Genomic DNA, 21,224 nt, shown 5'->3' on the forward strand with positions numbered 1-21,224 from the left:
TGTATCACTGAGTTGTTATTGCAGACTTTTCATTTGAAACAATAATCTCTTTTCCGCCGATAAGCCAAGACAAGCGGTAATAATATTTAGTATTAGCCGCTAGTTTATTATGAATATAAGAGGGTGTTTCCATCGCCGCGATGGTGGCGAACTGATCCTTTTTGCTTACCTTACCGGTCGTATTCCAGTGCAGACGATATTCACTGGCGGTGGAAATTGCAGGCCAGGTGACCGTTATATTTCTAGGTGCTGTTACGACAACACTGGGATCCATCAATGTAGCAAAGTGATGAGCCTCTGTGTCATTTAAAGCACCTTTCTTGCCACTGTAACCACCCGCCACATACAGTTCATCATTTAGCACATTGCTGCTGTGCAGATATCTGGCCACTGTTAAATTTGCATTAACGGTCCATTTATTTGTCACAGGATCATAAACTTCCACGCTGGTTAATGGCTGATTGTCGTGATTATAGCCCCCAATAACATATATTTTGCCATTGATAACGTTGCTGGTGTGCTTATAGCGAGCTGTTTTTAGTTTTTCACCTAGGCTCCAGCTTTGTGCTACGGGATCATAAATTTCGACACTATCTAAGTCGTTACTTTTAATACCACGCCCGCCAACCACATAAAGTTTACCATCAACAACGCTGCTGGTATGCGCATATCTTGCTATTTTTAATGCGGGAGCTGAAGACCAGTGCTGTGAGTTTGGATCATAAGCTTCCATATTATTTAAGGCACTTTTGTCTCCATATCCGCCAACCACATACAGTTTTCCGTCTATAACGTTACTTGTGTGTTCATAACGAGCAACTAATAATGCGATGGAGTCGCTCCATTTATCAATGGCTGGATTATAAATTTCGAGATCATTTAAGTAGTTTTTATCATTGTATCCGGCAATAATATAAAGTTTGTCGTTGATTACACTGGTGCTATGTCCATAGCGTTCACTTGATAATGAAGTACCCGCTGTCCAGATATCAGTGCTTGGCTCGAGGATTTCGACACTTTTTAACTGCCCAGTTTCACCCATACCGCCAATGACAGTCAGCTTGCCGTTGACCAGATTACAGGTGTGCGCGTAGCGAGCCGTAGACATTGCGGTGCCGCTTGTCCAGTTATTGGTGATCGGATCATAAATTTCAACGCTGTTTAAGTATCCTAGCGCACCATAACCACCAACGACATAAAGTTTACCGTTGACAATATTACCTGTGTGGTAGCGTCGGCCAGTTGCTAATGTGGCACCTTCACTCCAACGATTTTTAATGGGATCATAAATCTCTATGCTGTTTAACGATCCGCTCTCGTTATAACCGCCGGTAATGTACATTCTTCCGTCTATTACATTGCTGGTGTGCTGGTGTCTGGCTGTCGCTAATGTCCTGCGCGCTCGCCAGTGCCGAGTAGCTGGATTGTAAACTTCAACGCTATTCACGTAGCCGTGCTGATCACTGCCTCCCACGACATAAATTTTGCCATTGATTACGCTGCTCGTATGCAGGTAGCGGGCGTTGGTTAGTGATGGACCGGTTGCCCAACTATCTGTTTCGGGATTATAAATCTCCACACTTCGTAAATGTTTCCCTTCACTATCGCGTCCACCAAGGATATAAAGCTTACCCTTTATCACGCTGCTGGCATGAAGATCGCGGGCTGTTTTTAAGGGGGCTCCTGTTGTCCAACTATCATTAGCAGGATCATAAATTTCGACACTGTTTAAGGTGCCGTTTTTATTATGGCCGCCGACAACATAGAATTTTCCATTCAATTCATTGCTGCTATGTTGGTATCTATTGTTCACTAACTCAGCACCTTTGCTAAGGTGTGGTATATCGTTATATAGTAGCGCCGATTTTATCTCTGACACGCCTTGACTGCTTTTATTAGAAGCCTTTACCTTAGCGCTGTAGTATTTGCCTAACGTCAGTCCAGTTATATTGTAGTTAGTCGATGTAGTTGTGCCGGCTTTGGCGAAGATTCCGGTACCTTCCTCTGTTGCTTCCGCTATATAAACTGTATAAATATTGGCTTTTTTAACCGCTTTCCAAGCAATATTCAGACTACTTTCGGATGCTGTTTCTAAGAGAACAATTTCAGGTTGTGCTAGGGGTGGGGTAACTATCTGCACCTCTGCTTTTCTTGATGCTTTATTATCATTTTTATTGAGACTTAGGGGCGTTGTTTTTTCTTTTGTTGGCGAAATTGCCACTTCTGTTGTCGTGGTATCTTCCGTGAAATCAAAGATTTCCAGGGTATTTAGTGTACCACTATCATTTTGACCACCGAGTACATAAAGCTTGCCATCGATAACATTACTGGTGTGATCTCGTCGTGCGCTTTGTAAGGTTGTACTGAGACTCCAGCTATCTTTAGCGGGATCATTATTATCGACGCTATCTAAGTTGCCGCTCTCTCCATTGCCGCCCACCGTATAAAGTCTATCATTGATAAAGTTAGTGGTATGTCGGTATTGGGATCTTGCTGAAACGGCCTGTGTTACCCAACGACCTGTCGCCGGATCGTAAACTTCAACACTATTTAAGTAGCCGAGTGCACCGTAACCGGCAACGACATAAAGTTTATTATTAACAACGGTGGTGCTGTGACCTCGTCGAGCTGTGTTTAAAGGCGCGATAACTGTCCATGTTTTTTTGCGGGGATCATACACTTCCGTCGTATTTAGTGAATGCGTCGCAGTGTATCCGCCGACCACATAAAGCTTACCGTTTATAACATTACTGGTATGATCGCGTCGCGCTGTTGCTAAAGGGGTACTCACTGTCCAGCTGCCAGTGATCGGATCGTAAATTTCGAGACTGTCTATATAGCCGTTCGCGTTGGCGCCGCCCAAAAGATAAAGTTTACCTTTTATAATACTGCTGGTATGCATATAACGGCCAGTTTTCAGTGCTTCGCCTGACTGCCATTTATCGGTAGAGGGATCGTAAACTTCGAGGCTATTTAGTTCATTACCCTTAGCGTCACGTCCACCTGCTACATAGAGTTTTCCGGCTAGTACATTGGCAGTGTGCAGATTCCGAGCTGTTGTTAGTGGCGCACCAGCCTTCCACGTGTCTGTTTTGGGATCGTAGATTTCCAGACTTTTTAGGGTGCCACTTTCAGAGTTTCCTCCCACCACGTAAAGTTTACCGTCGATAATATTACTGCTGTGTTGGTAGCGTTTTGTTTTTAATGTTGCACCGGCTTTTAAGAATTTGTGCGGCGCCTGTTTTGCTAACGCATTTTCTTGTTGTGCACTGCCTAGTAAGGCTTTAGATCCATTAGCTGAAACTACAACGTTAACTTGTGCAGAAAAAGTATTTATTTTAATCATCAAATAGGTTTCACCCAGCCCTACCGCAGTAACCCTGCCCTGGTCAATGGTGACGATTGATTCATTGGCGCTTAGCCAAAGGCCAGAATCAAGCAGTAAAGGGGTAATATCCTCTTCTTCTTCCTGATCTAAATAGAGGCCTGTTACTGAAAGGTTAATACTTTCACCGATATCTAAAGCGATTGCGCTTGGCGAGACGCTGATGCTGCTAAGCTCTTTATCTGACGACTGGCAACCTAGCATAAGTAATAAGAGCACGGCGGTTATAGTGCTAAGAAATGTATTAAATGATCTTTTATCCATTTTCATTATTTTATCTTTTCCTTGATTGTTAAGTGCATATCCAAGCTTCCTTAAGGAAATTTCAACGTGTCTTGGCTACAGGCGCGATTGAGACTAAAGATCTCCAATGTAAAAATCAAGACAACAATTTTTATGTTTTCTTTTTTGAGACAAAGCAAATAGATTACGTCACATTTTTCTCTATTTTTAAACTATTTAGAGCTAACGCTTTGTTTAATTAGTGGAAAATAGCCGCGCAGATGAACGTTTTTTTAACTTTTCAGTGGAGGTATTAAGGCGGTGTTTTTTATTATAAAGAAAATGGGAGCTGGGAAGGAGAAGAAATAGCTGCCAAATTATAAATTCTGGCAGCTATTGTATAACGTTTATATTTTACCTTGCGCTGACTTTAAACTGCACACTCTTTTTTGCGGCGGCCAATAAAAGGTAAGGGGAAGCTGCCTTGTAAATACTTTTTGGCAAAAACAATACCTATCAGCATGCTCAGCGTAAATACAAACACCGTGATTGATCCGCCGCCAAGACTGGCCACTGCAGGGCCCGGACAAAAACCTGCTACTCCCCAGCCAGCACCAAAAATAGCCGCGCCAGAGATTAAGGTCCGATCAATTTTAGTATTGCTTGTCCAACTAAATTTTTCTCCGTTGATTGCATGGCTGCGTTTTTTAATCAGCAGATGATAAGTCGGCGTAAACACCGCCAGCGCTCCACCCATTACAAAAGCTAAACTGGGATCCCAGTTGCCGGTAATATTTAAAAAACCAATCACTTTGGCCGGATCAACCATATTTGAGATAATCATGCCTGCACCGAATAAGATGCCGGCAATTAAACCGATAATTACTTTTAACATTATAAAGCTCCGAACTGTTGACGAAGCAATACCACAAAGGCAGCGACGGCCATAAAAACGCAGGTTGCGACAATAGAACGCTTAGAAAAACGGCCCATCCCAATAATACCGTGGCCACTGGTGCAGCCGTTGCCGAGGCGAGTACCAATACCCACTAGCAGGCCTGCAATAATAATTTGCACGATAGGCTGCTTAATAAGTGTTGGCAGTTCAATTGAGAAAGGCATTAAAATAAATAAGCTGAGAACCATGCCGGCAGCAAAAGCAAGACGCCATTTAAACTCGCCTTTTTGCGGATTTAACAAACCGCCGATAATGCCACTGATGCCGGCTATTTTGCCTGTAAATAACATCAGAAAACTGGCAGAAAGACCCAATAAAGCGCCTCCAGCTAATGCTGACCATGGGGTGAAGTTTTCCATTATGGACTCCAAAAGTTAATAAAATGGGAGCTAGTTGATAAGGTTATCAACTAGTTTTGAATTAATGTTCTTATCTCCGGATCATTCTTCAGGGCAGAAAGCTTGTTGCAATGCGGCCAGTAATAAACTAACCCTTCCATCTGCCAGGGAATAGAATATCTGCTGAGATTCTTTTCTTATTTTTACCAATTCATTTTTTCTTAATACGCCCAGATGTTGGGAGAAAGCTGATTGGCTTAAGTTTGTATGTTCACGTAGTTCAGAAACGCCCATTTCACCGGTCGATAGCAGGCATAAAACAACCATACGATCTGCATGAGCCATCAGTTTTAATAGTTCGCTGACTTCGGCCGCTTTCTCATGTATTTTTGCTAATTTATGGTTCATTTTGTATCCTCAATTTCAACTTGAGCATGTTACATTCAGTTAAATAATTTATCAATCTAATTTAGCTGAATATTTATTAGACATCGCTAATTTAGTTGGTTATTATTAATTCACACAGCAATCATTATGTTGAAGGTAGTAAAAATGACAATTGAAAATGGCGTTAGAGCATTGGCAGGATCTATGGTCTTGCTTTCAGTGTTACTCACACAGCTTGTTCACCCCGCATTTATCTGGTTAACACTGTTTGTTGGCGCTAATTTACTGCAGAGTGCTTTTTCGGGAATCTGTCCAGCGGTATTTTTCTTGAAAAAATGTGGATGCAAATCTACGTCATCTGATTCAGAAAAATAACAGCTTAGCAGTGCACAGAACAAAACCCAGCAACAGTTTCTTATTGTTGCTGGGTTTTGCTATTTTCAATTTTTATTTTACTCTTATATGTTTGTAACAATCTTGGGGAAAACAATGTCTAAAAAAATCTTAATTGTTGGCGGCGTTGCCGGCGGCGCATCAGCAGCTGCTCGCGCACGTCGTTTAAGCGAAGACGCTGAAATAATTATGTTTGAACGTGGTTCTTTCATTTCGTTTGCTAATTGTGGCCTTCCTTATCACATCGGTGGTGATATTCCAGATCGTAGTAACCTTATTCTACAAACTCCTGAAAGTTTCTTGGCGCGTTTCAATGTTGATGTTCGTATTATGAACGAGGTGATAAGTATTAATCGACAGGAAAAGTCAGTCACTGTTAAAAATTTAGTGGACGGCAGTGAATACTCGGAAAGCTACGATTTCTTGCTACTTAGCCCAGGATCAGGTCCTATCGTTCCGCCAATTCCAGGAATCGATAATCCATTAACACACTCGCTTCGTAATATTCCAGATATGGATCGTATCCTTCAGACCATCAAAACCAATAATGTTGAACACGCAACAGTGGTTGGTGGCGGTTTTATCGGCCTGGAAATGATGGAAGCGTTTCATCAAATAGGCATTAAAACTACCTTGCTAGAGCTTGCCGATCAGGTGATGGCGCCAGTTGACAGAGAAATGGCTGGCTTTGCTCATGCTGAAATTCGCAGCCAGGGTGTTGACTTACGTCTTGGGCAGGCATTATCTGCCGTTGAGTATGTCCCAGAAACTCATATGGCAAGCTTTGAATCGGGTGAAAGTACTCATCACCAGCACATTAACGGTCATTTGAACCTATCGCTAAGCAATGGAGAATCATTAAAGAGTGATATCTTAATTATGGCGATTGGTGTCCGTCCTGAAACCAAACTTGCATCCGATGCAGGTCTTAAAATTGGGGATCTCGGTGGTATTTGGACGACCGTTAGTATGCAAACTAGCGACGCTTCTATATACGCGGTGGGTGATGCGGTTGAAGAATTTGATTTCATAACAGGAAAGCAAACAATAGTTCCGCTGGCAGGGCCTGCAAACCGTCAAGGACGCATGGCGGCTGATAATATGTTTGATCGCCAAGAAACCTATCAAGGCACACAGGGGACTGCAATCTGTAAGATTTTTGACTTGGCAGTGGCCGCAACTGGCAAGAATGAGAAACAACTTAAACGTGAAGGGATCGAGTTTGAGAAGGTGTATGTACATACTGCTAGCCACGCTAGTTATTATCCGGGCGCAGAGATTGTATCGTTTAAAATGCTTTTTGAGCCTAAAACAGGCAAAATATTAGGTGCTCAAGCCGCTGGAAAAGATGGTATCGATAAACGAATTGACATCATGGCTGTTGCTCAACGAGCAGGTATGACGGTTGACCAACTGCAACACCTTGAACTGACTTATGCACCGCCATATGGCAGTGCCCGAGATGTGATCAACCAAGCCGCATATGTGGCGTGTAACCTGATGAAAGGTGATGTACGGCCAATCCATTTTGATGCGGTGGATAACCTAACAGATAAGCAGCTTCTACTTGACGTGCGTAATCCTAATGAACTAGAACAAGTGGGGTATATTGCCGGTGCGATTAATATTCCTGTTGATGAACTTCGTCAACGCATGGATGAACTACCAAAAGATAAAGAGATAGTAGTTTACTGTCAGGTTGGTCTACGTGGCCATGTGGCTTATCGTCAACTTATCAATAATGGTTACAAAGCGTGTAACCTGATTGGAGGTTATCGAACATATAAGTTCGCAAAGGCATAGATAGTAGGGCTGTATAACTTAATATAAGGGAGCAACTTAACGGCTCCCTTTTTTGTTGTTTTTATAAAAATCAATTCTATCTACCAGCGCACTCCAAGGAGAGTGTTCCGTATAATTTATCCATAAATTCTGTTTCGATTTTTTGGCAAAAAAATTGATTTTCTCTATACTTTTTATTAATACTGATGACAGCCATGCAAGTATGCTTAGTTGAATTTCAACTGCGTCTATCATTATTAATATATAGCCAGAAAGTAAATTATCAGGAAAAGGAATTAATCATGGATAAACAATCATTAATCACAAAATTAAAAAACGAATTGGCAGCATGGCAAACCAAAGTAGATGAAGCTAAAGTACAAATGGACTTAGCTGAGAAGGAGATACAGACAGCATTGAGACCGCATTTAAAAACACTTGATAACGAACTATTAAATGCGCGCGTAAAATTGGAAAAACTTAAATCTTCAGCAGAAAATAGTGAGCATGAATTTGCAAAAGGGGTCAATTCTTCCATTGATAAAATGAAGGAATTATATGAAAAAGCAAAACAACATTTACCGAAAAAATAGCGGTTTAATTTTTAGGGCTAATGATTAATAGTTATTAGCCCTTTTAGCGTTGTTTTGTAATTTTTTATAGACGACTGGTGGCCTTTATTGGATTCAATGGGAACATCTAACATCTAACATCTAACAGCTGACCATTGAGGTCGAGGCATAGTTACAGAGTATTGTGAATGGATATATTGGCCAATTCCATTTATCAAAAAGTTTCTTTATTTCACCAGACTTAAGCAATTTTGCGAAACGTGCATCAAATATCTTCTGTAACTGCAACCCTCTCGCGTTATCGGAAAAAGCTGGAAAAATATTCAAGTTCATCAAAGTATTGTATTCAAATTTTGTCGAATCTAAAGAGCCTTTTTTTATCTCATCTTTCACTTCTATCTGAGCTTCTAAGAAAAAATCTAGTTGACCGTTTTCTAATAATTCTATGGCTTCTTCGCGCGTTTTAAATTCTTTATTATTGAACTGGGTATCGATGTATTTATGATAGTTGTAGCCTTTTATCCAGCCGATATTTTTTCCTGCAAGACTATTTTCCCCTAGCCATTGGAAGTCAGGTGATTTTTTATAAAGAGCGACCACAACATCGGCGTCAAAATGCCATTTGGGATAAATAACATTTTCTTCCTCATCAAGATAGGAACCGAGCCAAGCATCCATTTCCCCCTGCTTTACTAAAGCAATGCTACGAGCATAATCTGTGGTGTTATATTCAACTTTTATACCGATTGGTTCGTAGACTAAGCGCATTATATCCCAGTAAATTCCCGTGCCATCATCGCGCGCGCCGTTTACCCAAGGGGCACTGACTAGCTTTATCTCTTTGGGTAAAGAAGCTGCCTGAGACCTATTGCATTGAAAAATAATTATAAAAGTCATTGCTATTAATGTGGTTATTATTTTATTTGATTTATATACCGATACGCTCATAAAAGTCGATCCTTGTTAACTTTATATGCTAAAAAAACCATAAACTAACGCCCAGTTGAACACTCTGAACCTTGTTAGTAACACCACTGGTTATGTTTTTTCTCTCAAAACAACTTCAAGTTATTGGTTTTTATATTAAAATGTGAGATTTTATAATTTTATAACCTTTCAACTCTGCGTGTCAATAATTGGTTATATAAAAATCAAAGGCGATTCCTGTTACACCTCGCTATAAGTGGGGAAATATCAATCACGCTGCTGCTTGTGTAACAAGACAAAGATTAACTCTGCTCACAATGAGTTGATAAGAGGGCATTGAAAAAAAATGGAATCAATTGAGATGATATTTGTGGATAGCAATAATATTAAAATTATCTATGGGCTTAAAATTTTCACTGCTAATAGATAACCGTTTAAACGGTTAGTTCAAACGGATCTTCCCAATTCCTGAAAGCGAGTTGCTAAATAAATAGGTCTACAACTTCACTGCTATAAAAAATTGTGAAATATAATGATAAGTTCACAATAACCGCTTAGATGGCGACAAAAAGATATCTACTCTGTTATTTTATTATCTATTTATTATAGGGATTGGTGATGAAAGGGCGTTCATTAATTGCCGCAGTATTGATTGTTATTGCGGCGCTGTGCAGTTTTGTAATTTGGCAAGTCGGTAACAGTACGCGTTATAATGTCGATGATCTTGGTTTTTTTAAACAGCAGCAAGGGCAGCTTGTTATTCAATATGGGCAACAACTATTTTGGATTGCCCCCGATGAGCGCTTAGTTAAGCAGCTTGACCTGAATAGTTTACAGCTGAGTGCTGCTGGTGATTATGACTTTTTCTCAAATGGCGATCTGTTAATTTACCATCGCAATAAACCTCTTAGCTTACTGGAAAACCTCCAACAGTATCTGCGTTTAACTAAAAAAACGCAGATTAATCAGTTCCATAAAATGGGGGATGATGGCTTTTACCGCTGCCAGTTAAGCATGCAAACCTGTCAGCCATTCGGGATAAATCTACCTCTATTAAGTCGAAGCTTTAGAGTTACCATTGATAGCTCAGACGATAGTTTATATTTAGCGGATACGAGCGCACATAAGCTCTACAAAATCAGCTCAGTGGGTGAGATCCTATCGGTTAAAGGGGATGGGAAATATAAATTTCCCAATCAAATCTCATTATTAAACGGGCAGTTATGGATTGCAGATACCAACCATCACCGTCTTGTTGCCGTTCAAGCAACAACTGCTGATTTTGCTGATCAAACTGCCAGTTTTATCACAGAGCCTGGCATTGAAAATCGTTGGCCTCACCAATTTACCTATGCCGAAAATTCCCTTTGGGTGAATATTGCAGATCATACAATGTCGGCGGGGCTTATTCAGCAATACTCTTTAACGGGGAAGCCACTTACTCAGGCGATTTTACAATGTAGCCAAGATCCTACCGCTTTAATTGTTTGGCAAAACAAACTTTGGGTTGCAGACTTTATTTCGGCTCGCATTGAACAGTTAAACCTGCAGGGGGAAAGTTTAGGCCTGTTTCAATTGCCGCAGCTCGATAAATTACTGGCAGCCAGAGATCAGCAGATCGCTGAAGGTACAGTTCTTTCTCACTATGGACTACTGGGATTTGCTTTAACCTTTATATTGGGTCTTGTTGCTGCCTGGTTATTAGAAAAAGAAGAGAGTGTCGCTATTTTCACAAACAGCATAAAAGATCCAACAGATAAATTGATTGCAAGCGCGCAGCAAACAGGCAAAGAGAAATACAGAGGTAATGAGGTGTTTTGGTTAACCAATAATGTGGTGAAGCATAAAAGAAAGCTGTATCTGCTCGGTAGTCTTTTTTTAGTGCCGATCTTATTATTGCTGGTGCTTTTTCAAACCTCACCTATTTTTATTGAACTCATTCTTGGTAGCATGATTGTTTATATAATGGTCGCAGCAATGTACGTTTATCTCTTCACCTATTTTTTAACATTAAAATTAGGCGTGCAGGGAGATAGGTTATATCTGCAGGTGAGGGGGGAAAGGCAAGAGGCCGACTTTTCTGCCGTTCACTACAGCAGTGGTTATCTAATTAGCGAAAAACTAGCACTTCCTTTTGGCAATATAAGGCAGCGTTTATTTAATAAAAAGCAATTAAATGACTATCTGTTTTCGCAATTAAAAACAGAAAATAAACTTAAACCCTCTGCACTATTTATCCGTCTGTGGCAGTTAAAAGAAAGACTGTTTCTGGCCAATTCATATTTTTTATTAATAATTGTAATACTCGCTATTTTGGCAGAAAGTTTTTTTTAACTGATGCAAACAAGGGGATGAACATCTATTGAATCTTGTTTCCAGCAGAGGTGCTAATGCTGAACACTTAGACAATGGGTCGCAGTTATTTGTGCTACTGGCATTACTGCTATTTGATTAAAACAAACCCAACTATTGGCTGGGCTTGCTTTGATCTGGCTTGTTTAAACTATCGTGGTTGAACTCTTCTTCTGTTTATGCGTTTTGCAGGATGTTGACTGGCTTTAAGAGCTAAACTGCGATTTTTGTTAAGTATTGCGCCTGAACATGTCTCGTCTGCAATTTCAGCTGTGGGATCTAATAAATATTGCGTGGTGTTTTTATCGACACAGTTAATGCCTGTGTAACTAAACGCATGATCGGCTAAATTATCAACGGTTATCACACTTGCGAGTTCACCAAAACTTACAGCCATCTCAGTTCCCCAGAAATAGGGCGTATTGGTATCATATTTACCGGCAATAATTAATATTTGTTGTCCGGTTAAGACACTCTCCATCTCTTCCACAACGGCTATGGGATCCTGCTGATTAGGCCAGTCGGCACACATTTCTGACCAATATTTAGCCCAAGGTGTAAACAGCGTGGAAATGGCTTGAAACTCAGATTGCCTAGCAATTATTTCATTATTGCTAAGCGGGCTTGCTTCATCGGTACACAGGACAGCTTTCAATAACATACTAGAGCGTAAATCATCAGTTGTTGTTTCTGGGTAATCGATATTTGGAATCTGCTCCTTTAGCTGTTGGGCATTGTTATTCTCCAGTAATTCAAACACACCGGTTTTAATCATTGACCAATTAGCCGTTTTTTCTCGTCCAGAGGTTGCAGTAAGTGCTTGGTAAGCTTCTTCAGAAGATAAAGTGACGCCATCTCCCGCTGTATAGTACCCGGTATCAACGATCTTATTAAACACATATATATATTGCGATTTATAGGCTGTATCAAACCCTAAGCGGTAATCAACAACCAGATCAAAGCCTGTAATCTTGCCTTTTATGAATTCAAAGTTGTTAGCTTCATCAGGAGACATGGGTGAATCTAAGACAATGGCGCGTACATTTTCAGGGTACATGTTGGCGTATAATGCGCCTAAACGCGTACCGTAGGAGTAGCCGAAAAAGTTAAGTTTTTCTTCGCCTAATAGCACTCGTAATTGATCGAGATCTTTGACAACACTATTACTGCCCAGATATGGCGCGACATCGGCAAACACATTATCACAGTTACCATTGTTGTTAGACTGAGCGACAGCGCAATCTGTTAACTCTTCTGCAAAAGCACTTTGCCCAGTACCACGCGGATCCATGCCTATTACATCAAAACGTGCCAATATCTCTGGCGGTAAACTATTATTTATCATCCAATCGGTGCTGCCCACCGCTTCACCACCGGGTCCGCCATAGTTAAACACTAAAATACCAATACGATTTTCAATGTCGGTGGCTTTATGGATGCCGTAATAGATTTTCACTGTTTCGCTATTATCATTGTTATAGTCTTTAGGCGCAGTAAAAAAATCACACTGCATAGAATCAGGGCAAGTATCACTCGTTTGTCCCTGCCCTGAAAAACTTTTATCGCCACCTCCGCCGTCGCCTCCGCCACAACCGAAAAGTATACCCGTGAGTGTTATTGCTAAAATAGAACGAAACATATTAATCCCTTATTTTAAAATGAAAATTGCAGCCAATACGAATTTGCACCCAATTACTGTGATTTATTTTTATGTGTTTTTTGATTTTGTGACGGCATTGTGTCACTGCGTCATTAAATCATCAATAAGGTTTCGCGTTGATTTTCAACAATTTATGTTTATTGTGCAGTAAGTATGGATTAACAGATAAAAGCAGGAACCACTCTCGTTTCTATACTCTGCATGGAAACGTCATTCACCGCTCTGTTACTGCTGCTGACTCGATATCTGCATAGGGAAGTGGATTAGTAAAATGGCTAGGCGTTTATAATAATATTAACGCATAAATCAAGACTCTTACCTGTGATTGCATTATGCTACTAGCACTCGCTATTTATCTAATCAAATGCAATGAGGGGCAGTGCTCGTGGTTCAACGTTGTCATAAAAATAGCTTACAAAATAAACTTGATAGTTTTACAACGATTGAGCAAGCATTAATCTATTTTGAAATCGGCTTTGATAGTTCTTTTATTAAGCAGTACGGTAAGGAATTAAGTAAACGTTTTAAGGGCAATCTGATACTCGGGCGAGCTGATGATTGGTTTTCGGGACGACGTGCGTTAAAACAAGCCTATTGTAAAATTCAACGCGGGCGCTTAGATAAACAGAGCCGCTCTGCATGCCGCGGTTGCACAACTTGTGAGCGGCGCTAAATACGATTCACCGTATCGACTCCCTTTACTCCTGACCATAGTGTTTGAGCGTCCGGTTATCTGGCTGTTATTGATCTGTCTCTGAGGGCGCGAAAGGTCAATGCTTAGTATCCTCGTTGTAAGAAACGAATTGGGCAGTTTTTTTGAGGTAGGGACCTGGCGCTTTGCCAAAATATGGAACCTTCAAATTGGCGCGCGCAGCGAACAGCGTATGCAAGAACTTGAAGAGTGCTAGAGCAGATAACAGCAGGGTGCACTATTCATCTGCACTTATAGAGATCTCTATAAACAGATTTTTTTAATAATTTACACTAACATTTTCAGTCTGTTGCAACTTTAGTCTATCAAAGTTGTAGATAACCAGTCTGACTTTTTGGGCAATATAGTATATGCAGCGCTAGCGGATACAAGTCTTGAGTTTGCATCCATAAAGAACCAGTAAACAGCTGAAAAATAGTCTTAAAAAATCAATCGTTTCTAGTTATAACCGCGAATAAATTCATAAGTTACAATATCCGCTATTGGTGATTCACATGATCCATTCCTCTTTTTTTGCTGCGTTTTTTTCCCCGTACTAGAGCGTTCAACTTGAAGGGCTAAATGGTTAGTACAATCATTCAGTAATGGGGTTTTAAGTGTGGTGAAGCTTCTTTTTTTGTTCATGCTGTAATACTCCGCTGCGCATAAAATCTTTGTAGTCGATAAAAAATGGTTATCATTTTCTGTTCTCTAGCTACTGTAATTAATGTTAATTTATATATAGTAGCATTGATATACCGCATTATTGATGCCAAATCGTCAATAAAATAATCTTGGATGCTATTTTTGTTAGCACTGTGGCAATTTGCTTGCTTATCACCTTCTGGGCGTTTTTGTTGACCGCTTGCCACAGGAAAATAAGCCAGTGCACTCTCTTAACATTAATGGCTGTAAGCCGCCAGTTGCTTGCCTTTTAGCTAACAAAAAAGCGTAAGCGCTAGCCCATTTAAAGCCACTCCCTCTGCGCCTCGCAATTGCAAATTAATTACTGCAGACAATGCGTTAGTTGTACTTTTATGTTTATTAATAAATTAAATTTTGAAAATTCAACTTGGGTCATGTGCAAAGAGGAACAATTGTTGTGTTTATGGCGTAAACACGACAATTCCAAATGATCACAAAGAGATTAAAATAAGCGTTCATTTTCAATGTGCATTATGCACCGGACTGGCAAGACAGATATTTAGATAAGTAAATCGGCCCATTTTTTCGCTTAGACAAAATCAATAGGATCGACATCTATTGACCATCTCACCTTACGCCCTTCGGGAAGGCTATCGAATTTAACCAGTGCCTGCTGCAAAACGTTTGTTATCGATGCTCGCTGCTGACTTTGCAGTAACAGTTGAAAGCGATATTTACCGGCGCGCCGCTCCATTGATGCCGGAATCGGTCCTAAAAGCAATAACTGCTCAGCGCTGCTATGGTTTGCTTTAATCTGCTCTAGAATCTGTTTGCATAAGGAGAGAAAATTCTCCGCCTGTGTGGCGTTGTCCGACTCACAGCGTAGCAGCGCCTGAAATGAACTGGGCGGCAATTGCGCTAAAATACGCTCCTGCAGTGCACTTCTTGAAAATTCCAGATAACCGTTATTGATAAGATCCTGCAATAAACTGTGGTCAGGATGATGTGTTTGTAAAACAACTTGTCCTTTTTTCTCCGCCCGTCCGGCGCGTCCCGCTACTTGAGTAAATAGCTGGGCCAATCGTTCACTGGCACGGTAATCATTACAAAACAGTGCGCCATCGACATCGATCAGTGCCACTAAGGTGACATCGGGGAAGTGATGGCCTTTCGCGAGCATCTGTGTGCCGAGCAGGATCTTGTACTTGCCTTTATTAATATCGCTTAAATAGGTATTAAAACTCTCTTTTTTACGGGTATTATCACGGTCAATACGTACGGTCGGGTGATCCGGGAAAAGCGTATTGAGTGTCTCTTCTAACTGCTCGGTACCCACACCCGTTGCAATTAACTGCGTTGAACCGCAATCATTACATTGATGCGGCACTGGCAGGGTAGAGGTGCAGTGGTGACAATGCAGGTAATTAGCTGATTTGTGGTAAGTATAAAAAGCATCACAGCGCGGGCATTTCACCAGCCAGCCGCATTCATGACACATCAACACTGGCGCATAGCCGCGGCGATTTAAAAATAGAATCACCTGATTGTTTTTAGCGAGATGTTTGCCCATCAGCTCAATCAGTTGTGGGGATAACCCCGATTTTAGCGGCAAGCCTGCCAGGTTAATTAAGCTGCTGCTCGGTGGGGTTGCGTTACCGGGGCGCTCGGTCAGGTGCAGATGTTGATATTTACCCTGCAGTGCATTGTGCAGGCTTTCCAGAGAAGGGGTGGCGGAGCCTAAAACAATCGGAATGTTTTCTTGAAAGGCACGTTTAATGGCAAAGTCGCGCGCATGATAGCGAAAACCATCTTGCTGTTTAAACGAGCCATCGTGCTCTTCATCAATAATGATCAGCCCTAAATTTTTAAAATCACTGAATATGGCACTGCGCGTACCGATAATAATGGCGCCGCTGCCTTGCTTGGCATGTAACCAGGTATCTAACTGCTCGCGCGCATTTAATGCGGAGTGCTTGAGGTAAATAGGCACATTAAAACGCGCCTGAAAACGTTGTATGGTTTGTGGCGTTAAGCCTATTTCAGGCACTATAACAAGCACCTGCTTACCCGCCTGCAGAACCGGTTTTAATATATTGAGATAAACCTCGGTTTTACCGCTACCTGTTATCCCCTCTAGTAAAAAACAGTTGAAGGCATCTATCTGCTGGATCACGCAGCTGATCGCAATCGCCTGCTGCGCGGTTAAAGTCGGTTTTTGTGTACTTTCTGAAAAGGAGTCCTGCCAGGTTAAATCACAATCTGGCTGCAGTTCAATCGCTTCGATTAACCCATTTTCCTGTAAAGTTTTTAGTGTCGGGCGACTAATGTTGTGCGCTTTTAATTGCGCTGCGGATAATCTTTTTTCCTGCAATAAAGAGAGAGCCTGCTGCTGTTTTTTAGCTTTGTTAAAGTCGGTTAAGGTGAATACTTTACCGGAGAGCTGCCAATGCTCGCTGCCTTTAAAGTTTGTTTCTTTACCTTGGCGCAATAAAGAGGGGATCGCCTGCTGAAAAACATCGCCAAAAGGGTGCTGATAATAAAAGGCGGCCCAGCGTAGTAGTGACCAGAGGTTGTTATCGAGTAATCCTGTTTGATCAATTAACTGGGTGATCTTTTTTAATTTATCTATGGCGTAATCACAGTGTGGGTTAACTTCACAAATCACGCCGATCAGCTGCCTTTTACCGCCGAAAGGGACACGTACACGGCATCCAACCAGGTTATTTATATCTGTTTTAAGCAGATAATTTGGCAATAAGTAATCGAACTGTTTATGCAGCGGAATCGCTAATGCGACACGGCAGATGATAGCTTGGTTCATAGTTTTAATTGGCAGCGAATAAAAAATCTATTGTAACGTGTTTTAGAGTGGGCGACTTAAATAAATGAGGGGAAAAAGGTGCGCTATTATTTTTTAAATTTTATTTTATATTTGTCCCAGGGACAGGCCGTGGTGTTATTGAACTTGCCTTTTACCTGTTGAGGTAAAAGGCAAGTATTCTCTTTTTATCTGACTCTATTAATCAGCCCAAATTTCATTTACATATTCGGGGTGATCGACAAACGGGTTGCGGTTGCCCTGATACAGATAAGCCGCTTGATTACGAGCGATCTCTTTTTGACTGACCGGATCATTTTCATTCCAGCGCTTTAGCATAACAATTACCCAAGGTTCAAATGCTTGATCAGCACTGCCATTTAGTACTGCGTCCGAACTCTCAGAGTTCTTTTCCCAGCCGGCAATAATATCTTGGTAACGTGTAGCCATATAAAAATGGGCTCTTGCAAAATCACCTTTAAATTCATCTATAGGTTCAAAGACAGTGCCTGTATATCCCAAACCAGTCGATGCTTCGCCCAATTTGCTGCCATTTGTGGATGTAAAAGAAGCCGTGCCAACTTCACCATATGGGTAGTTGCCACGTTTACCGTTTATATAACCATCAGTTGCAAAAAGATGATGAATATCTGTATACATAGGTGCCACTTTACCACCAAACCAGCTTTTTGGAAAAGAGTGTTCGCGGTTATAACAGCTACCTTCTCCCGAGTAATTTCCACATTGATTTGTGACTGGGGTGTAGTTGTAGCTATCTGAAGAAGAAGGGTTTTCAGAGTACATATCTAAAATTGAATTATCCTTTTCATAATAACTATCTAATGAGTTACTGCTCATAAAATCCCATAAATCACCGTAACTTTTTGCAGTATGGCTCTTAACAATATTATATAGGGCGGTTTTTAATTCAAAAGCCGTTTTACCCGTTGCGCTGTCATAATATGTACCTGTGTACTCTGGAACTGGCTCTGTAGGCTCTGCAGGATCAACAGGATCAACAGGATCAACAGGATCAGTCGGGGTTTCTGAGCTCTCAGTGAATGTCAAATCATCAAGATAAACGATTTCAGAACCATCAAATCCCGGTAGATCATAAAAACGTACACCAAGCTCAATACTTAAATTATCATTCGCAGTATAAGTAGATGTAACTTCCTGCCATTCATTTACTAAGTTGGGATCTGAATATCCTTGATAGCCTCCAACAAAAAGCCGCGCTTTAGCAGCACCTTCTGTGTGACGAATCCAGGTTGAAAAGGTATAGGTTTTTCCAGCAACGACATCTACCGATTGACGGAAATCGGTATCACCTTGAGAGCCTGTATTGACAGAAACTTCTGCTGAACTTAAACCCGTTTTATATGTACCTGTGCTTTGTACTACAGCGATTCCTTTCTCGATTGTTGTCCAATCCGATGGTGTTGTCGCGGTCCAGTTTTCAAAATCACCGTTAAGGAGTAAATTGTTTTTGCTTTCATCTGGTGTTGGCTCGGGTGTTGGATCGGGTGTTGGGTCCGGTGTTGGATCGGGTGTTGGGTCCGGTGTTGGATCGGGTGTTGGGTCTGGTGTTGGATCGGGTGTTGGGTCCGGTGTTGGATCGGGTGTTGGGTCGGGTGTTGGATCCGGTGTTGGATCGGGTGTTGGATTATCTAGCGCTACAATGGTTACTGTAAAATTAAGTGGGTAAGAAGTGGCAGCGTGGCTATCTGACGCAAAAATCTGGTAATCGAAGGTACCTGCGATTGCTGACGTTAAGTCACCAGAGACAATGCCGGTGTTAGCATCAATGCTTAGCCCGTTTAGTGTACCTCGGAGTTGTTTTAACTTATAAGTTAGCGCGTCACGTTCAACATCTGAGAAATACTGTGATGCATTTAATTCATTCCATGCGTCATCACGATTTAGAGTGAGCGGCTTTAAAGCGCTACCGTTAAAATTATGTACTGGCCGAGTGTTTGGACTAACAGTCAGCGCTCCGGTTTCTGGGATTTTAATGGCAGGTGAAAAATCGTCCAGATTTTCATCTTGGTCATCAATAACATTTTTAGTTGCATCAGCCACGCCAGAAGCAAGTTCCAGTTGTTTCTCAACTGCAAGTCCTGCATGGTCAACCAAGGTTTCACCAATAACATTAAGAGCTTGTGCTTGTTGGGAGCTATCCGCTAAGTAGTCACCAAAGATAAGTTTATAAGAGACAGTTAAACCTGAATTGGTAACAGATTGAACTACGTTTTCTTCCGCTTCGACCTGCGTCATATCAGGGTTTGCAGCCAACTGCTCAACGACCATGTTAGTCATAGGGCTAGCGACTTTAGAGCCTGCTGGAGCTGCGAGAACAAAATCACTTTCTACTAAACCACGAGTGGTATCTATCGTTTGGCCAGAAATAGCTTTGACAAACACAGCATGTTTTTGGTAATCACTTGGTAAAGTAAATTTGCCAGAGGTATCGGTATTCGAGTCTAACTTAATGTCTGCACTATCAAGAGATAGATTATCATTCACGTCTACCCATAATTCAGCATTTGATAAATACCCATCTATCGCTGTGACAATTACACTAGAGGAGGGGGCTCCGTCACTAGTGGATCCGCCACAGGCCGTTAACGCCATCACCATCGATGCTGCTAGAAAACCAGTCTTATTCATAATCATTTATTCCTTTAATTAAATTTTATGGTTCATCAAGTAAATTTTTTTAATAGTTAATATGCTGTTCGTTAACTGAGCGCTGAAGCTTACTTTCTGAATAATCAAGGAGTGTGAGCTATCACTATTTAATAATAATTATTATCATCTTTTTTTTAACACTAACAGAATCTGTTGTTTTTCTTGTGGGAACTTTAACTGTGCAATAGCATTGTGATGAGCGAAGGAATTGATGCTTAAAGGAGAAATGGCACAAAGTTTTGGGAGGTTAGCGACTTAGAATTCTTACTCTTTTTCTCAATTAATACTCTCCATATTCGCTCGCTTTTCCCCATGGCGAGCGAAATAAAAGTGCTTTAGATTGTTCTTACGATGCATTTAGGAACGTGATTAAATTTACAATACCACTAGAGTTTGGAAGTTTCCGGAAGCGTTCACAGTGACTAAATGCGGAAAGACGGGGCAACAAATATTTTCTATTAAAAAGGTTTTGGGGTCCCGTCTTATGCCGTCATTTTATTTGATTCCAACGCTTTTATCAGGCGGACATTTTGTGCTTCTAATGAAGACAATGATACGTTTATAAAATCAGGCTTCTACCAAGAGCGTTGGGAAAAATATCGTTTTAAATCTTTAGATTTAAATATGAAACCATGCCGGGCAAAAATTTCATTACGCATCAATCTAAGTTCAGTTGGGTTATTTAGTAAAAGTTCATTTTTACTGAGCAATCGGACCGCTGAATCAGCAATTAAATAATTATCAAGCTTTCCCTTTGTACTCGTATTTTTGTCCTTTTACATTTTTACTATTTGTACTGCTGAGCATGTCCCATCGTCTTTATAATTTGCACATTCCCATTCTTCATTATTCCAAATAATCTTTTCTGGATTCCACATACGGTTTTTATTGAAAACACATGTGCAGGGATCTTCGTCAGCTTTTTCAGCTGTTTTAATACTCGTTTTTTTGTCCTTTGCTATTTTTATTACCTGTACTGCTGAGCATGTGCCATCATCTTCATAAATTGCACATTCCCATTCCTCATTAAGCCAAACAATCTTTTCTGGATTCCACATACGGTTTTTGTTGAAAACACATGTGCAGGGAATCTCGTCAGGTATTTCGCCTATTTTAGTACTCACTGTTTTATTTTTACCTGCTGAAGCAGTACTTACCAAAAAACAAAATGCAAAAATTGATAGTATTATTTTTTTCATCGTTATTTCCATATAAATCTGATTTAAATTTTAGCAAAAAAAACTGGATAGAAAATTCATCTATTGTCCAATATCGTAGAGATAAAAGTTTTTGAATGGCTACTATGGGGATTATATTGATTATTCGACGCCTTTTTATTGAACTAAATCATTTAAAAGGCAGCTGAATAAGATTAGCTAAAATGAGCTAGCTAATCTTAAGCG

At 40.7% G+C, this 21,224-nt stretch carries 16 protein-coding genes and 2 pseudogenes; 5 read left to right on the plus strand and 13 right to left on the minus strand.

Features of this window, described 5'->3' with window-relative positions:
• Positions 1-4: 4 nt before the first annotated feature.
• The 4 genes from ACJAT7_RS03115 to ACJAT7_RS03130 all read right to left on the minus strand — a co-directional run bounded on the left by ACJAT7_RS03115 (position 5) and on the right by ACJAT7_RS03130 (position 5,311).
• Entirely contained in the window at positions 5-3,655 is a 3,651-nt protein-coding gene (locus tag ACJAT7_RS03115) for a kelch repeat-containing protein (RefSeq protein ID WP_415225337.1), read from the minus strand.
• A gap of 382 nt (positions 3,656-4,037) precedes the next feature.
• On the minus strand, positions 4,038-4,502 hold the full coding sequence (locus ACJAT7_RS03120) for a DUF6691 family protein (protein ID WP_415225338.1): 465 nt from the start codon (positions 4,500-4,502) through the stop codon (positions 4,038-4,040).
• Positions 4,502-4,924, minus strand: a complete 423-nt coding sequence (locus ACJAT7_RS03125; RefSeq protein ID WP_415225339.1) for a YeeE/YedE family protein — start codon at positions 4,922-4,924, stop codon at positions 4,502-4,504. The genes ACJAT7_RS03120 and ACJAT7_RS03125 overlap by 1 nt, the downstream gene beginning before the upstream one ends.
• Before the next feature lie 81 nt (positions 4,925-5,005).
• Entirely contained in the window at positions 5,006-5,311 is a 306-nt protein-coding gene (locus ACJAT7_RS03130) for an ArsR/SmtB family transcription factor (RefSeq protein ID WP_415225340.1), read from the minus strand.
• Positions 5,312-5,455: 144 nt separating this feature from the next.
• On the opposite strand from ACJAT7_RS03130, the gene ACJAT7_RS03135 reads away from it, so the two are divergent.
• The 3 genes from ACJAT7_RS03135 to ACJAT7_RS03145 all read left to right on the plus strand — a co-directional run bounded on the left by ACJAT7_RS03135 (position 5,456) and on the right by ACJAT7_RS03145 (position 8,058).
• A complete protein-coding gene (locus ACJAT7_RS03135) occupies positions 5,456-5,665 on the plus strand; it encodes a DUF2892 domain-containing protein (RefSeq protein WP_415225341.1) in 210 nt (69 codons plus the stop codon).
• Between the two features lie 114 nt (positions 5,666-5,779).
• Complete coding sequence (locus tag ACJAT7_RS03140) at positions 5,780-7,486, plus strand: FAD-dependent oxidoreductase (RefSeq protein ID WP_415225342.1); 1,707 nt, start codon at positions 5,780-5,782, stop codon at positions 7,484-7,486.
• A 281-nt stretch (positions 7,487-7,767) separates the two neighbouring features.
• On the plus strand, positions 7,768-8,058 hold the full coding sequence (locus tag ACJAT7_RS03145; protein ID WP_415225343.1) for a hypothetical protein: 291 nt from the start codon (positions 7,768-7,770) through the stop codon (positions 8,056-8,058).
• 120 nt (positions 8,059-8,178) lie between these two features.
• On the opposite strand, the gene ACJAT7_RS03150 is transcribed toward ACJAT7_RS03145, so the two are convergent.
• Positions 8,179-8,934 (minus strand): substrate-binding periplasmic protein, encoded by a 756-nt coding sequence (locus tag ACJAT7_RS03150; protein ID WP_415225344.1) that lies wholly within the window; start codon positions 8,932-8,934, stop codon positions 8,179-8,181.
• A gap of 648 nt (positions 8,935-9,582) precedes the next feature.
• Between ACJAT7_RS03150 and ACJAT7_RS03155 the strand changes: the two genes are divergently transcribed.
• Positions 9,583-11,298 (plus strand): hypothetical protein, encoded by a 1,716-nt coding sequence (locus ACJAT7_RS03155; protein WP_415225345.1) that lies wholly within the window; start codon positions 9,583-9,585, stop codon positions 11,296-11,298.
• Positions 11,299-11,467: 169 nt separating this feature from the next.
• Here the strand turns inward: ACJAT7_RS03155 and ACJAT7_RS03160 are convergent, their stop codons facing one another.
• The gene (locus tag ACJAT7_RS03160) at positions 11,468-12,955 is read right to left on the minus strand and encodes an alpha/beta fold hydrolase (RefSeq protein WP_415225346.1); all 1,488 of its coding nucleotides are present in this window, start codon (positions 12,953-12,955) and stop codon (positions 11,468-11,470) included.
• Between the two features lie 400 nt (positions 12,956-13,355).
• Here ACJAT7_RS03160 and ACJAT7_RS03165 point away from each other — a divergent pair, with 400 nt between their 5' ends.
• Positions 13,356-13,649, plus strand: a complete 294-nt coding sequence (locus tag ACJAT7_RS03165) for a nitrogen fixation protein NifW (protein WP_415225347.1) — start codon at positions 13,356-13,358, stop codon at positions 13,647-13,649.
• A 97-nt stretch (positions 13,650-13,746) separates the two neighbouring features.
• On the opposite strand, the gene ACJAT7_RS03170 is transcribed toward ACJAT7_RS03165, so the two are convergent.
• The 7 genes and pseudogenes from ACJAT7_RS03170 to ACJAT7_RS03200 form a co-directional block, all read right to left on the minus strand.
• The gene (locus tag ACJAT7_RS03170) at positions 13,747-13,899 is read right to left on the minus strand and encodes a DUF4389 domain-containing protein (protein ID WP_415225377.1); all 153 of its coding nucleotides are present in this window, start codon (positions 13,897-13,899) and stop codon (positions 13,747-13,749) included.
• Between the two features lie 227 nt (positions 13,900-14,126).
• A complete protein-coding gene (locus ACJAT7_RS03175; RefSeq protein ID WP_415225348.1) occupies positions 14,127-14,312 on the minus strand; it encodes a hypothetical protein in 186 nt (61 codons plus the stop codon).
• Between the two features lie 589 nt (positions 14,313-14,901).
• Positions 14,902-17,133, minus strand: coding sequence for a primosomal protein N' (gene priA / locus ACJAT7_RS03180; RefSeq protein ID WP_415225349.1), 2,232 nt, complete (start codon positions 17,131-17,133; stop codon positions 14,902-14,904).
• Positions 17,134-17,331: 198 nt separating this feature from the next.
• Positions 17,332-18,615 (minus strand): annotated as a pseudogene (locus ACJAT7_RS03185) (endonuclease); the annotation flags it as partial.
• Between the two features lie 207 nt (positions 18,616-18,822).
• Positions 18,823-19,806, minus strand: a pseudogene (locus ACJAT7_RS03190) (putative Ig domain-containing protein); the annotation flags it as partial.
• A 590-nt stretch (positions 19,807-20,396) separates the two neighbouring features.
• Entirely contained in the window at positions 20,397-20,552 is a 156-nt protein-coding gene (locus ACJAT7_RS03195) for a YARHG domain-containing protein (RefSeq protein ID WP_415225378.1), read from the minus strand.
• 45 nt (positions 20,553-20,597) lie between these two features.
• Positions 20,598-21,020 carry a hypothetical protein gene (locus ACJAT7_RS03200; protein WP_415225350.1) on the minus strand — a complete coding sequence of 141 codons (423 nt, stop codon included), beginning with the start codon at positions 21,018-21,020 and terminating at the stop codon, positions 20,598-20,600.
• Positions 21,021-21,224 lie beyond the last annotated feature (204 nt).

This window comes from Psychromonas sp., from assembly GCF_047632995.1.
Lineage (GTDB): Bacteria > Pseudomonadota > Gammaproteobacteria > Enterobacterales > Psychromonadaceae > Psychromonas.

What these genes read in the sequence shown, in the direction of transcription:
- ACJAT7_RS03115 (WP_415225337.1), bottom strand. Translation starts at nt 3,655, where the DNA reads ATGAAAATGGATAAAAGATCATTTAATACATTTCTTAGCACTATAACC.
- ACJAT7_RS03120 (WP_415225338.1), bottom strand. Translation starts at nt 4,502, where the DNA reads ATGTTAAAAGTAATTATCGGTTTAATTGCCGGCATCTTATTCGGTGCA.
- ACJAT7_RS03125 (WP_415225339.1), bottom strand. Translation starts at nt 4,924, where the DNA reads ATGGAAAACTTCACCCCATGGTCAGCATTAGCTGGAGGCGCTTTATTG.
- ACJAT7_RS03130 (WP_415225340.1), bottom strand. Translation starts at nt 5,311, where the DNA reads ATGAACCATAAATTAGCAAAAATACATGAGAAAGCGGCCGAAGTCAGC.
- ACJAT7_RS03135 (WP_415225341.1), top strand. Translation starts at nt 5,456, where the DNA reads ATGACAATTGAAAATGGCGTTAGAGCATTGGCAGGATCTATGGTCTTG.
- ACJAT7_RS03140 (WP_415225342.1), top strand. Translation starts at nt 5,780, where the DNA reads ATGTCTAAAAAAATCTTAATTGTTGGCGGCGTTGCCGGCGGCGCATCA.
- ACJAT7_RS03145 (WP_415225343.1), top strand. Translation starts at nt 7,768, where the DNA reads ATGGATAAACAATCATTAATCACAAAATTAAAAAACGAATTGGCAGCA.
- ACJAT7_RS03150 (WP_415225344.1), bottom strand. Translation starts at nt 8,934, where the DNA reads ATGACTTTTATAATTATTTTTCAATGCAATAGGTCTCAGGCAGCTTCT.
- ACJAT7_RS03155 (WP_415225345.1), top strand. Translation starts at nt 9,583, where the DNA reads ATGAAAGGGCGTTCATTAATTGCCGCAGTATTGATTGTTATTGCGGCG.
- ACJAT7_RS03160 (WP_415225346.1), bottom strand. Translation starts at nt 12,955, where the DNA reads ATGTTTCGTTCTATTTTAGCAATAACACTCACGGGTATACTTTTCGGT.
- ACJAT7_RS03175 (WP_415225348.1), bottom strand. Translation starts at nt 14,312, where the DNA reads ATGAACAAAAAAAGAAGCTTCACCACACTTAAAACCCCATTACTGAAT.
- priA (WP_415225349.1), bottom strand. Translation starts at nt 17,133, where the DNA reads ATGAACCAAGCTATCATCTGCCGTGTCGCATTAGCGATTCCGCTGCAT.
- ACJAT7_RS03200 (WP_415225350.1), bottom strand. Translation starts at nt 21,020, where the DNA reads ATGAAAAAAATAATACTATCAATTTTTGCATTTTGTTTTTTGGTAAGT.